Origin of the sequence: Longibacter salinarum (genome assembly GCF_002554795.1) — a bacterium.
In the GTDB taxonomy this organism is placed as follows: domain Bacteria; phylum Bacteroidota; class Rhodothermia; order Rhodothermales; family Salinibacteraceae; genus Longibacter; species Longibacter salinarum.
On record NZ_PDEQ01000006.1, the window covers coordinates 120,854 to 134,766 of the forward strand.

The 13,913-nt window shown below is 58.2% G+C and carries 11 protein-coding genes and 1 riboswitch; of the genes, 3 read left to right on the top strand and 8 right to left on the bottom strand.

All coding sequences use genetic code 11. The features are described 5' to 3' along the window. Positions 1 to 341: 341 nt before the first annotated feature. The 3 genes from CRI94_RS12260 (at position 342) to CRI94_RS12270 (ending at position 4,240) form a co-directional block, all read left to right on the top strand. A complete protein-coding gene (locus tag CRI94_RS12260; RefSeq protein WP_098076138.1) occupies positions 342 to 1,664 on the top strand; it encodes a glucose-1-phosphate adenylyltransferase in 1,323 nt (440 codons plus the stop codon). Positions 1,665 to 1,772: 108 nt separating this feature from the next. Further along, a complete protein-coding gene (gene glgA, locus CRI94_RS12265; protein WP_098076140.1) occupies positions 1,773 to 3,002 on the top strand; it encodes a glycogen synthase in 1,230 nt (409 codons plus the stop codon). A gap of 119 nt (positions 3,003 to 3,121) precedes the next feature. Next, positions 3,122 to 4,240: a formylglycine-generating enzyme family protein gene (locus CRI94_RS12270; RefSeq protein ID WP_179862282.1), complete on the top strand. Its 1,119-nt coding sequence runs from the start codon at positions 3,122 to 3,124 to the stop codon at positions 4,238 to 4,240. A gap of 406 nt (positions 4,241 to 4,646) precedes the next feature. On the opposite strand, the gene CRI94_RS12275 is transcribed toward CRI94_RS12270, so the two are convergent. The 8 genes from CRI94_RS12275 to CRI94_RS12310 form a co-directional block, all read right to left on the bottom strand. Next, positions 4,647 to 5,465, bottom strand: a complete 819-nt coding sequence (locus tag CRI94_RS12275; RefSeq protein WP_098076144.1) for a queuosine precursor transporter — start codon at positions 5,463 to 5,465, stop codon at positions 4,647 to 4,649. A 113-nt stretch (positions 5,466 to 5,578) separates the two neighbouring features. Beyond that, a complete protein-coding gene (locus tag CRI94_RS12280) occupies positions 5,579 to 6,697 on the bottom strand; it encodes a sensor histidine kinase (protein WP_245846179.1) in 1,119 nt (372 codons plus the stop codon). 151 nt (positions 6,698 to 6,848) lie between these two features. Then, positions 6,849 to 7,556 carry a response regulator transcription factor gene (locus tag CRI94_RS12285; protein ID WP_098076146.1) on the bottom strand — a complete coding sequence of 236 codons (708 nt, stop codon included), beginning with the start codon at positions 7,554 to 7,556 and terminating at the stop codon, positions 6,849 to 6,851. 60 nt (positions 7,557 to 7,616) lie between these two features. Beyond that, positions 7,617 to 8,357 carry a PIG-L deacetylase family protein gene (locus tag CRI94_RS12290; protein ID WP_098076148.1) on the bottom strand — a complete coding sequence of 247 codons (741 nt, stop codon included), beginning with the start codon at positions 8,355 to 8,357 and terminating at the stop codon, positions 7,617 to 7,619. Between the two features lie 691 nt (positions 8,358 to 9,048). Then, a complete protein-coding gene (locus tag CRI94_RS18035) occupies positions 9,049 to 9,279 on the bottom strand; it encodes a (2Fe-2S)-binding protein (RefSeq protein WP_098076150.1) in 231 nt (76 codons plus the stop codon). A 44-nt stretch (positions 9,280 to 9,323) separates the two neighbouring features. Beyond that, positions 9,324 to 10,403 carry a YncE family protein gene (locus CRI94_RS12300; protein WP_098076152.1) on the bottom strand — a complete coding sequence of 360 codons (1,080 nt, stop codon included), beginning with the start codon at positions 10,401 to 10,403 and terminating at the stop codon, positions 9,324 to 9,326. A 253-nt stretch (positions 10,404 to 10,656) separates the two neighbouring features. Next, positions 10,657 to 12,657, bottom strand: a complete 2,001-nt coding sequence (locus tag CRI94_RS12305) for a TonB-dependent receptor plug domain-containing protein (RefSeq protein ID WP_098076154.1) — start codon at positions 12,655 to 12,657, stop codon at positions 10,657 to 10,659. A gap of 227 nt (positions 12,658 to 12,884) precedes the next feature. Continuing rightward, positions 12,885 to 13,272, bottom strand: a riboswitch (cobalamin riboswitch). Between the two features lie 115 nt (positions 13,273 to 13,387). Next, positions 13,388 to 13,816, bottom strand: coding sequence for a hypothetical protein (locus tag CRI94_RS12310; protein ID WP_098076156.1), 429 nt, complete (start codon positions 13,814 to 13,816; stop codon positions 13,388 to 13,390). Positions 13,817 to 13,913: the final 97 nt, after the last annotated feature.

The window sequence follows — 13,913 nt, forward strand, 5'->3', positions numbered from 1 at the left end:
CGAATGACAGAGGGCAGCGAGAGAAAACTGTTTCGTGATGCGAATACGCGATTGACGGCTTGTTAGAAAGGGGGCATCATTGTATCTTCGATTTGCACGAGGGCGAAGTGTCCCCGTGACCGGCGATTCGACTTGTGCAAGCCGTTCTTTGCGTTTTTCCGTTGAGGTATTATTCTGTGCAGGTGTGCCGAATCTGTGTGCCGCAGCACCGCCCCACATCCCTTCGTCACGAACTGCTGCGAACTCGACGTTGTGCTGCGATTTCTCTATCGCGTTTGTACTCCCGCGCGATGGTATAATTATCTTCATCTGTTTTCGATACCGCAACCCGTTCCCGTTCTATGAACGCACCGCAAACGAACGCTACTCCCGGCGGCTCCCAATTTGTCGATTCGTCGCTATCTGCGCTTGCGATTATCCTCGGGGGCGGCGCCGGCACGCGCCTGTTCCCGCTGACGAAGTTGCGCGCGAAACCGGCCGTTCCGCTGGCCGGGCGGTATCGACTGATCGACGTGCCGGTCTCAAACTGCATTAATTCTGGGATCACGCGGGTCTTCGTGCTCACCCAGTTCAACTCGGCGAGTCTGAATCGGCATATCTCGCAGGCCTACCGGTTCGACCGTTTCAGCAACGGGTTCGTCTCGATCCTCGCTGCGGAGCAGACCCCTGCGTCGAAGGACTGGTTTCAGGGGACGGCTGATGCAGTGCGCCGCGTCATTCCGCACGTGGACGGGTACCGGCATGACTACACGCTCATCCTCTCGGGGGATCAGCTGTACTCGATGGACTACCGGGAGATGATTCGCCATCACGAGGAGACCGGAGCCGATGTGACCATCGGGACGATTCCGGTGACGTCCGATGATGCGCCCGCGTTCGGCATTCTGAAGACCGATGCGGACCACACGATCACGGAGTTTCACGAAAAACCGTCGGCAGATAAACTCGACGGGAAGGAGAGCCCGGTCAGCCAAGATCTGGAAGATCAGGGGCGCGTGTACCTCGCGTCCATGGGCATCTACATCTTTAGCCGAGATGTTCTCCGTGACCTGCTCGAGTCGAACGTGGAGCATCACGACTTTGGTAAGCAGATCATCCCGGAGGCGATCGAGGGCAAAAAGGTTGTCAGTTACCCGTTCACGGGCTACTGGAGCGACATCGGGACCATACGGTCGTTTTATGATGCTAATCTGATGCTCGCTGAGCCGAACCCGGAGTTCGACCTGTACGATCCGGACCGTCCGCTCTACACGAACGCGCGGATGCTACCACCCGCGAAAATTGAGAGCTCGTTTGTTCAGCAGTCGCTCATCGCGGAAGGGAGCGTCGTCGTCAATAGTCAGGTGTCGAAGTCGGTAATCGGCATCCGCTCGTTCGTCGGGCACAACACGACGATCAAAAACGCGATTTTCATGGGAGCAGACCACTATCCGTGGCAAAAGCCCGAAAACCGGGGATACGTGGAAGGTCCGGCCAAGCCCGGCATTGGAGAAGAGTCGTATGTCGAAGGTGCTATTATCGATAAGAACGTCTCGATCGGAAAACGCTGTATCATCAAAAATCGCGATAACATCGAGGAAGCAGAGCACGAGAACTTCTACATCCGTGACGGCATCGTGGTGATTCCAAAGAATACTCAGATTCCCGACGATACGATTATTTAGTCGAACGAACAGCGATCGCGAGATCGCACATGTAGCGTTCGCTCCGCCGTGTGGACGGTTGCCCGGTGTCCGGTCGAGATTGTTTCCATTCTCAGCTGCCCTCTATCTATGAAAATTGTCATTCTGACAAATGAATACCCGCCCAACGTGTACGGCGGTGCGGGTGTGCATGTCGAATATCTGACGCGTGAGTTGGCGAAACTCGATGGACGAGAGCACGAGATCGAGGTGTTGTGTTTCGGCGATCAGGACGTGGAAGATCAAAACCTCAAGGTTCGGGGTGTCAAACCGGACTTCGAACTGCCGCATCAGGACGATCGCCACGCGAAGTTTCTCGACACGATGGCGCGAGATCTGATTATGGCCGGTTCGATTGCCGACGCCGACATCGTGCACGGTCACACCTGGTACTCCCACCTCGCTGGTTGCCTGGCCAAACAGCTTACCGGGGCGAAACTCGTCCTTACGACGCACTCGCTCGAACCCCATCGTCCGTGGAAAGTCGAGCAGCTCGGTACCGCGTACCACGCAAGTTCGTGGGTGGAGCGGACTGCCTACGAGAATGCGGACGGCATCATCGCGGTATCTGGAGCGATGAACGAGGACGTCCGCTCGCTCTACGACGTGTCCGAGGATAGCGTCCGAACCATTTACAATGGCATCGATGTCGGTCAGTACAGCCCGACGCCAGACGAAGAGGTCTTGAAGCAGTATGACATCGACCCAGATCAGCCGTACGTTCTGTTCGTGGGCCGGATTACGCGGCAGAAAGGCATCCTGCACCTCGTGCGTGCCATCCATCACATGGACTCCGGCGTACAAGTGGTTCTCTGTGCGGGTGCTCCCGATACCGAAGACATCGGCAAGGAGATGGAGGCCCTCGTGGATGAAGTGAAGGCAGAAACGGACAATCGCATCGTCTGGCTGGCCGAAATGTTGCCACGAGCCGATGTGATCACCCTGTACACGCACGCTGCGGTCTTCGTCTGCCCGTCGGTCTACGAGCCCTTCGGAATCATCAACCTCGAGGCGATGGCCTGCCACACGCCTGTTGTCGCTTCGGCCGTTGGCGGTATCCCCGAGATTATCGTCGATGACGAGACCGGAATCCTCGTCCCGTTCGAGACGGAGGGCGGCGACAGTCACGAACCGCGTGATCCCACGCAGTTCGCCCGGGACCTCGCCGACGGTGTGAACCGTCTGATGAAAGATCCGGATCGACGTACGGCTATGGCCGACGCCGCTCGGACCCGCGTCGAAGAGGTATTCAGCTGGCAAGCGATCGCGCAGCAAACGCTCTCATTTTACAAGGACCTCGCAAGCTCCGACGACACTTAACACGATTACGGTTCTTTGGCATTTTCTTTGTGATATCCGTAACGTAGTTTAAAGGCCGTCGCCCCACAGGGTCTGATCATATGCATCCATCTTTTTCTCAACCCTCCCGCCCCTTCCTCATGCGACATCTCGTACTCTCGTTACTTCTTTTCGCATTTGTAGCGACCGTCTCGGCGAGTCCGGCGGCCGCGACCGACGGATCAGCTGCGACGGACGGCAACGAGGACGCTCCCGTTGCCATGATGACCGTTCCTGGTCTTCCCATGCCGGTTCCCGTCGCCCCACAGTTCGGTGATATGGTCCGTCTTCCGGATGGAACCTTCATCATGGGTCTTACGGACGAGGACCCCTTCGAAATGCAGAGCGCCGGTCGTCGCCGTGTCACGGTGAGCGCTTTTTACATCGACCGTTTCGAGGTCACCAATGCAGAGTACCGCGAGTATCTTCAGTCTCTCTCCCCGGGAGTCCGCGACGATGCACTGCCGGATTCGACAGCCTGGACGAGTTCGGCCAGCCGCGCCGACTTCTCGACGTATTTCTACGGCTCGAACTATGATGAGTACCCGGTCGTCTCGGTGACATGGCAGGACGCGAAGGACTATTGCAAGGCAGAGGACAAGCGCCTTCCGACCGAAGCAGAGTGGGAGTATGCTGCTCGCGCCGGGCGCGTCGGCGGTGTTTACCCGTGGTCCGGCTTCTCGCCGCGCGATGCCTTCGGCCGCTACCTCGCCAACTTCAACCCGGGTCGCCAGGGGCAGGCAGCAGACGGTTATGCCTTCACGGCACCGGTCGGTTCATTCCCGCCCAGCCGCTGGGGCCTTCACGATGTCGCCGGCAACGCGGCTGAATGGGTCGAAGATACATACTCTCCAACGTACGCCAACCTCTCCGACCTCGACCCCGTCTATCGTGGCGAGGACAGTGAGGAGACGCGCAAGGTCGTACGTGGCGGTGCGTGGGATTCGAATGCGTTCCGCATTGGCGTGGGCTTCCGTGACATGCACGAAGCCGACCAGGCCTCGCCCCGCATTGGTTTCCGCTGTGCTGCCGACATCAGCCAGGTCGAAGGAACGCAGCGTCGCTTCAAAGACCCGGAGCCGCCGCAGCCGGATCCCTCTAACGAAGGTGGTGACGCCAACTCGGAGTCGGGTGACGACGCTGCTGGTGACACGACGGAAGAAGAAGATGGTACGGCGCCGCCGGAATCCGGCACGACGCCTCCCGGTGGTGGACAGTAGATTCGGGCACAGGGACTAGATCGTCCCACACTGCTGATTGCTACAGGAAACGCTCCAGCTCTCGTCGAGGGCTGGAGCGTTTTTTATGGAGCAAAAAGGCGTTTGGTGAAATGTTTACGGCTCCGATTAATCGGCATGGATCTTCCGGGCAGGCCGATATGCGGCTCGGGGGCAAGGGAGAACCGACAGACCGTAATGTTGAGCGTCACACGGCCGTGTGACGCTGTGTTCGGTAGACGGTACGCCATTTCGATACGTTCAAACGCGTTTACCGGCGTTTCCCGACAAGCCCTAACGGTTTTTCGTAACACGTCAAATGGGTTGGTCAGCCCCTACCGCCTCTCACCCAGGAAGAATGATTGTGCATGGGCCGTGTGACGCTGTTTTCGATAGACGGTCCGGTATGTTATGCGCTGCGTGACTCTACCTTTGGGCGCTCCTCCTCCGTTGATGCATCTGCCTCCGCCCCCACCTCATCGCTTGAGCCAACGGCTTTATTCTCCTCCGCACGCTCTCGCATCTCCTCGGCTGTCTCGTGGCCGAGGTAATCGTCCATGATCCAGTGTGCGACGTAGATGATCGGCGTAATCCCGATCGCGATGAGAAACTTGTAGATGTAGTTGAACAGCGAAATCGCAATGATCTCCTGGACGGTGAGCTGGCCGACGAAGGCGACCGTGAGGACGACGAACGTGTCGATGAATTGAGATCCGAATGTCGATCCCGTAGCGCGTAGCCACAGGTACCGGCCGTTCGTCAGGTTGCGGAGCCAGTGGAACAGGAAAATATCAACGAGCTGGCCGATGAGGTACGCCGTCAAGCTCCCGATAATGACGCGTGTGGAGTTGCCGAAAACCTCGACGAAGGCCTCCTGCGACACCGGAGAGGACGGAGCGACGGGCACCTCCATCGCAACCCACAACAGCAGAAACTCAAAGCAAATCATCGCCATTCCGACGAACGTCACAAAGCGGATCCCCCGCTTGCCGTAATACTCGTTGAGCAGGTCCGTGACGATGAACGTGATCGGGAAGGCGATCACGCCAGCGGTCATGGTCACCGAGGTGAACTCCTGCCCTGCAAGGTTGATGACGAACGGCAGATCGACGACCGTGAAAAACTTACTGGCTGTCGCCTCCGCCACGACGAGTGCCGTCAGGAAGATGGCGGCGCAAATGACATACAGCTTCTGCGGTCGGGAAAGAACGTAGGCCTCGCGAATCATAGGGGAGAGGTGGGTGAAACGGGCAGAGTGCCGGGAGGGGAGCAGGGTGCGATCCACGACTTCTCTGGGCCGTACCGCATGATTTCCGCCTCCGTTCCGCGCCGTCAGATACGTTACGACGCGTGCGTGTCGCGGGCCGGCTCGGAAGCTGTCGGAGCCTCATTTGTTGGCTCGCCGTCGTACACGGCCGGAAGGGTAAAGCCAAACGTGCTTCCGCTGCCGGGTGTGCTCTCGATCATCAACTCCCGTCCGTGCGCACTGAGGATGTGCTTGACGATCGCGAGGCCGAGACCGGTCCCTCCCTGACTGCGCGATCTGGACTTGTCGACGCGGTAAAACCGCTCCGTCAGACGCGGGATGTGCTCGGGTGAAATGCCGAGTCCATCGTCGGCGACGGTAATCTTTACCTCGTCGGATGGAAGGAGGCGCGCGATAATCTCAACGTGGCCGCCTTCTCGGTTATATTTGATCGCGTTATCACTGAGGTTCACGAGCACCTGACGTACACGCTCACGATCCCCGTACACCTTTGGCAGACTCTCCGGGAGCCGATGTTGCAGCGTCACGTTTTTGTTCTCGGCCTTGATCTCAAGCGACTCGACGACGCCTTCAACCAGAGATCGAAGGTCGAATGGCTCCGCTGACATTTCGAGTTCGCCGGTCTCGATGCGTGCGATGTGCGACAGGTCGCGCGCAAGGTTATCGAGACGATTGGTGTTGCGCATGATTTTCTCCAGGAACGATCGATTTACGGACGGATCGTCGACCGCTCCATCGAGCAGCGTTTCCGTAAATCCCTGGACGGAGAAAATCGGCGTTTTAAGCTCGTGCGAGACGTTACCGATGAACTCACGTCGGTAATTCTCCATCTGTTTTAAGTCCTGAATTTCCCCCTCAAGCGTCTGGCCGGTACGGAAGACTTCCCACACAAGCTTCCGCATCTCATCGCCGCTCGGCCGCGGGGCGGCTTCCAGATCGTCGAACTGGTGCTGGCGAATCTGCTGTAGCGTGCGTATGGCATGGTGAACGCGGGGCGTCACAAATCCCCACACGGCGACGTACGTGCCAAACCCAATCCCAACGGTCATCGCGACGAGGGTGAGCCACGAGGCGTCAAAAAGAACGACCGTAAGGGCGAGTGCGACCACCATCACCGTCCCGGCCGTTTTCAGCGTCAGGCGAGAGAACAGCGGGGGGCGTTCGTCGGGCGTTGAAGGGGGCGATGTTGTCATATCGGTAAAGCGTCTGAACGGTACGGGCAGACGAATGGGGTTGCGCGTCGGGGCTCAACATAGCGAGCAGCGACATGAGGCGAGTCACCGTGGGATTAACGATCGCATGATCGTCAGTGCATGCGCCCGGGGCAATTGATCGCGTGCCCGATTAACCTCGGAATCGATACCCGACCCCTTTGATGGTCTCGATGTAGTCGGATCCGATCTTCTCTCTGATCTTTCGCACGTGGACATCTACGGTTCGGTCGACGACGTAGACATCCGGTCCCCAGACCTCGTCGAGAATTTCCTGACGCGTAAACGCCGTACCGGGGTGGGAAGCCATGAACTGCAGCAGTTCAAACTCCTGCTTGGGGAAATGCATCTCCTTCGAGCCGTTCTCTTGCTCCTGTATGACAATAAACCGATCGCGATCAATGGTTAGGTCATGGATGCTCAGAGTGTCGGGCGGCGTATCATTCCGTTTCGACGACCGAAGAAGCGCCCGAACCTGACTCACGATAACAGGAATGGAGACCGGCTTGCTCAGGTACGAATCGGCCCCACTCTCCAGGCCCTCGATCATGCTTTCCTCCTCCGTACGTGCCGTGAGCATCAGAACCGGAATCGTACGCAAGTACGCGTCTTGCCGAATCCGACGACATGTCTCGAGCCCATCCATCTCAGGCATCATTACGTCGAGAATGATGAGGTCAGGCTCGATGTCCCGAGCTGTGGCCAGTGCTTCCTGCCCGTCTCGCGCCGCGGCAACCTCGTATCCTCGATTGGTGAGGTTGTAGTCCAGAAGATCGATGATATCCTGCTCGTCATCGACCACAAGAATAACCGTGTCACCGGAAGCGTCAGAGCGTGTCATGATAGGACGGTGGTAGCCAGGGAGACGATAAAGGGGGCAGTCCCTTAGGTTACCGTAAAGTTAAGAGGTTTCGTCCCACCATGCAATGTCCGGAAGATCGTCCGTCAAATCAGAGAGAGGAGCGTCGTGTGATTCACCGAAGAGCTCAAAGGAAACGCCGTCTTTGACCTCTGAAAGAGGCTGATGCTCTTCAATGACCGGGAGGTACGTCTCGTACGAGTGCAGCGCTGCTTGCGCTCGCTCAAGGTCTGAGTCGGTAAACGTCGTAACGCAGCCGATCTTCGCTGCGGGAGACGACTGCAGATGATCGGGGCGTTCGCTGTCGTCCGGGGCAGGCGGAAGAGTGAAGAAGGCGAGGCGTTTGGGGTATGGCCGTCCCTGAGCTCGCAGGGCGCAGGCGAGGTGTTTCACCACAGCATGAGAGACGAGATGGTCGGGGTGGCCGCTGATCCCGTGGACCGGATACGTGATGAGAACATCCGGGGCCGTGCGGCGGACATGCTTTTCGATGATGGCAGCCAGCCGACGCGGATCGATGGCATCGAGTTCGCCGTCGGGAAGGTCGAGGACCCGAAGGGAGGATAGGTCGAGCTCGCGTGCGACGTTTTGCATTTCCTTGAATCGAACATTCCCCATCTCGTCCTTCGATAGCCCGAGACGCTCGCGCTGCGACGTTGCTTCTCCTCGCGTGAGTGTGAGAAGATGAACCTCGTGGTTCTCACGTCGCTGTCGCGCGAGCGCAGGAGCTGGGCCGAAGGATTCGTCGTCAGGGTGGGGAAAAACGTACAGCAGGGAGGCCATGTGAGATGGGGAAATGGATAGCAGGCAGGTGACGATGAAATTAAGAAGTCAGAATCTGTTTGGCGGACGGCCTTCGGCCACCCAAATGTACGGACCTCACGACGGTCGGTCCTCGCTGCGCTCCAAACCCCAGGCACGGTTGAGCTCGCGCATCGCGTCTACTAAGTCATTGCGAAAGGATAACCGTCAGACTGAATAATAGGTATGAACAGCTGCGCTCATTCTTTTGTGATGCACCTGCCAAACAGGTTGTCAGCACGATACATAGTAAGAATTGAGCGAGCAAGCGAACGAATCTTGTACCCGTACCTCAACAGGACGTAGGTCTCGGGTGGCTCCGAATTTCTTTGTGCTTGTGCACGTCCGCGGATCGGAGGTCTTAGGATACGTATTTGAATGCGATGAAATTACCCCCGAGAGTCCTCTGTGCTCAGGTCGCACTGCCCCAATCCGTTTTCCGAATGATATTGCCGGGATCGTCCAAACCGTGTCCTCGCAGCGGCTCCGAGTTGGGAAGAGCAACGTTTCAACAATACACGTTCAACCGTTCTTCTGTTAGGGTGTGGCGCGTCTGCCGAGTCGAAGCCGTTGGAGACATCGACATTTTACAGTCGAAACGGTATAACAAACAGAAGAGGACGCCCGGTGATACCGAACGCCCTCCGATTTATGCGCCGACCCTTATTCAGGTTCAATCAGATGAGGCGAACGTACGTGGTTCGTCTTGCTCTCGAATGATTTCATCGAACGATGTGTCGCCCGTTCGCAGCATTCTCCGTACATACGGGTGACAAAGCTGGCATTTCTTGCCGAACTCGACGTGTTGCTGAAGCTCTTCCACGGAGGTAGCGCCGGTTGTCTCGGCGATCGCTCGTAACTCAACGAAGGGTTTCTGGAAGCAGTAGCAACGGTCGATATTCATCGGAAGCGACGTCGGGTGAACGAGAGCCGAAAGAAGAAGGCGAATTACCGGGCATTGATGGAAAAGTCGATGTGAGCCGGAGCAACGCCAGCCTGAATCGTGTCGACGGCTGCACCACCCCGCTCGTGCACGGTGACGGTTCCGCTTTCGTCAAACGGACTGGCCGGTGAAAGGCGACCGATGTACAACAACTCGTTTCTATCGTCGTAGCCGACAGCGCCGGGGCTGTCGCCCGCAACGTCGAGACGCGACTCGATCTGGTTCGTTGCCGTATCATATCGAAGAACACGTCCATCGGCCAGAAGAGCATATGCCTCTTCTGCTGCTGAGCTGTAGCTTACGTGTTGGCCGAAGCTCGCCGAGCTGATCTGCGTCGTTAGTTCGACCTCGTCACTGATAGAGCCCGTCGACGGATCGACGACACGGATGGCCCCTGGACTCGACGTTGACGGGTTGCCGGTCTGGATGCCGGTGCAGAACACGATCACCTCGTCATCCTCGTCACGTACAAGAGAACGTGGGCCCGTGCAACCGATGTCGATCGTCTGGACAGTGAGATCATTCGCATCGATGATGCCGATGGACGATCCGCTACCGAAACCGCCGAGCGCGACAACGATCGTGGAGCCCAGCACCTCCACATCTTCGGGTGTACCGGGGACATCGACAGAATCAACGACGGTGCTCGTCGTGAGGTCAACCACGTCCACATCGGACGGGTCAACTCCGTAATCCTGGCTTGTCACGTAGGCTCGATCTCCGTTCACGGCGACGTAACGCGGGTTGGGAATACCCGTGATTTGGCCAATACGCTCATTCGTTGGGGTGTCGTAGATGTCGACCGTAGCCGTTTCTCCGAACACGACGAAGAGCCGTCCGCGAGGTCCGACCTCGATGCTCTGAATGTAAGACGAAAACCCGGCCTGACCAGCAGGAGGAAGCGTTTGAAGAGCTTCGGTCTGCGGATTGAAGATGGTCAGCGAACTGTTCGCATTGCCAAACGCACCACCGTTGGCGATGTAGACCCCAGATGTTACGACCGTCATAGAGTCATCTTCGGTGAGGTCGCATCCGGTAAAGAGAAGGAACAGAGAAAGGAGGGAGAGTAGCGAAACTGTGCGCATATTCGAGAAACGAAGTAAGGGGAGAGGGTTACCGACCGGACACGTTCGTTAGAGCGTGTGTCATTTCAGCATTCCACGGCGCGGCTGCTCAGACGTGTACGGCAGTATGCGGGAATGGGAGTGTGAGAGGGCCTCATGTTTGACCATAACGCCGTATTTTCGGAACGCATGAGACGCGCGAGGTCCGTTTTTCGATGACATACGAAGACATTCCGGTTTGATATCAAAACAGTCCGGTAGATAGGGAAGGGGGCTAGAGTTCGACCATGAGTCGAACGTGAAGGTGGCGAGGAGGCATGGGACGGTTGCCGACGGTGCGGTAGTCGGCCCCGGTGAGGTTGTCCGCGCGCAGGCTAAGTTGCGCGCGAAGCGAGTCGAAGGTGTGCGTGACCCGAATCTGGGCATCCGTCACGATGTACGCGTCGAGATAGCGAGAGCCTGTGCTGCTGATGTATCGGCGACCGGTATAGCGGGCATTCAGATCCAGCGCCACCGGGCCGTACGTGAGGGTACCATGCCATTTCGCCTGCTCCCGTGGAAGGTAGCGCAGGGGAGCATTGTACGATGCTGTACCGGGCTGGGAGCGATTCCGCGCATCTGTGTACGTGTAGGTAAGCCCGGTGTCGACCGTCCAGCGTTCGGTCAGCGAGAGTCGCGTTCCACTGGAGAACTCGACGCCGCGAGCGATAACGCGCTGTTCGTTTTCGGGAGACCACGAACCGGAGCGCACGGGCGACCAAATGATTTGGTCGTGTCTCCAGTTGTGGAAGACGGTCGCCTCTGCGTGCCACGCCGGTTGTTGCCAGTGGACACCAGCGTCTGCGCTCCATCCGCGTTCCGGTTGAAGGTCGGGATTACCGCCGGGTTGCCAGAAGCGGTCGTTGAAGGTGGGCATCCGGAACGTGCTTCCGACGTGCGCCTTGAGACGCAGGCTCTCCCAGGTCGATATCGGTTGGAAATTTGCACCCATGCGAGGGCTCATCGCGGTACGGGTCCGTGCCGCCGGCGGTACGTACAAATCGATTCGGATCGCGGGAAAAAGACGGAGCCGGCCGAAGGTGCCGATCGCGCTCGTAAACGCTCCGGCATGCCATTGATGTGCATCGTCCTGCAGGTTCGGATGGCGAGCGAGGGAGACATCCCCGTTGATGCCGGAGGTCGCGAGCCAGCGGGAACCGATGGGAACGCGCCCTTCGACATCGAAATTTGCCGTCCAGGTGCGTCCCGTATCGTCTACATTTTGCGACGGATTCCGATAGCGTAATTGCGTGTGTTGGACGAGCATGCTGCTTTCCAGTTGCCCCCAGCTAGCCTGTTGCTTGTCGCGGGCCCAGAAGCGGAACTGAGTATCCCACTGTCGCTCATCGCCTTCCACGGCGGCACCGGGGCGGGGAAGACCGCGCTCGGCGTGGGTGAACCACGCGGCAGTTTGCCATGGGTGCTTATCGTCGCCTCCCCTGACGGCTGCGTACCCCGTGTAGCGGGTCCGATCTGCGTTTTGCCGCTGGACCGTTTGCGGGGGAAACGAGGCTTGGTCGAGATACGGAAAATTGTTCGTGCTATGCCGAATCTCGCCCGCTGCGACCACGGAGACGGACCCCGCATGCGTCCCCGTCAGAAGGCTGCCGCCTCGCTCTCCGTACGCTCCAGCAAAGGTGGAGGCGCGTGCGATGGACTCTTCGGTTGGGCGGACGGTTTGCAGGTGGATGGCTCCGCCCATTCCCGATGAGCCATAGAGCGCCGAGGCGGGGCCGTGCATCACCTCCACGGATCGGATCAGAGTGGAGGGGAGAAGGCTCAGGTCGAGTTGGCCGAGCTGTGGGTCCGCAATCGCGTGCCCATCGAGCAATACGACTGTCTGTGCAGAGCCGGTACCTCGCAGCGACATGGTGGCGATTCCCGTTTCGCCATATCGGCGAACATGCAGGCCCGCTCGATCCTCGAGCAGATCACTGACGGAGGATGCCCCTGTCTGGGCGATTGAGGTGGAATCGAAAACAGAAATCCGCGCCGGGGACGTCAGCGCAGGTGTGGGAAGACGGGTTGCGGTGACCGTAACATTCGGCAGCGAAAGCTCCCACTGGATGTCAGACGTGTCACGTGAACTGGTGCGCTCGGCGGAAGCGACGGGTTGAGCGTTCGCCGCAGACTGCGCACGGAGAGGCAACGACCACGCGCAAGCAGTCAGTGAGCTGACAAGCAGAGCGACAGTGGCTCTGTATACAGTTTCCCAGAATGTAGAACGTACGTCCATAAAAAAACCTCACCTCAGACGAGAGGTGGGGTCGTGGACGAACAACTACGTTACGAACGGGCACCGATACGGATAGAGGACCCGAAGGGCGGTGCCGGAAGGTGTGCGAATGCGAGACGAGGGGGCGTTTCCTCAAAAGTCGTTCTCGCACAAACTCGTCGACCGGGAGCGGTGCGATTCGTACGAAGCGTCGTGCACGCCACCACCCTCAGATCCCGAAGGTATGTTGGCGAATCACACCGCAGGCAGGTCTCCTGGCTCACCGGGCGTGCGGATAGCTCCTTCGCTCTCTTTTTCGACTGTTGGCCGATGTGGAACGAAGCAGATCGCACGGACGCGTAGTGCAGAGCGCCGTCCTCTCCGCCGAAGGCCTTCCCGCACGTGCAGACGCAAAGCCAGATATGACTTTGCGATCATGCTGACGCACAGTGACCCATGACATCTTCGAGAGACGACGCACCGCCCGGTTAACAGTTGCGGGTACAGCCCCCGACTTGACAGTGAAGACGTCAGAATTGAAAACTCAGACGATTCGGTCTGTCGCACGGGCGTTCCCTTTTCATCTCGCGGGCCGATCATGCCGGCGACGCGAGAACCTGCGGTGCCTGTGAAAGAACAGCTTTAACCTACGACGTCACGCTTTCATTTCCAACCTCCTTGACATAGTCCTTTCAAAATCTCCCTCTGGTCGCGCCTGATGCCGAATTGGCATTGATCAGGAGCGCTTTATTCAGGAAGAACCACGGAGCCGATCTGCCAGTCGGGCCGCGCGATCGGAATCCGTTCCTAATTCGCCGCCGGCTGAGTCAGGGACTTCCGTATCCGAAGAGGCTGTCCGTTTTTCCGTCGAAGATGCATTCGAGTTTGCGAGGTCACCTGTTGTGTCCTGATCCACACGTCGGGCCTTCAAGTCATCCCAGGACTCGCTCGTGACAATTGTTTCGAGGTTCTGAATGCGCCGTCGTAGGCTATCTCTTTCCTGCTTCACGTCGTCGAGCATTTTCGCGAGCGAAGAGATCGTCTGTTCGAGATCACGCATCCGGTCATCGTCTCCAGATTGCGACGTAATTTCTAGCTGCTTTACGTAGACCCACGAAATTACGGCTACGATTGGGAGCCCGAAGAGAAGCAAAATGCTCAGCGTACCCGGAGAAAGCATGATAATCTGTTTGGCGGATGGATCGCGGAAACGTAGCTGTTCAACCCTACTCACAGGCGTCACAACCTGCTTGGCGGGTGGGCGCAAAACGGAAGCG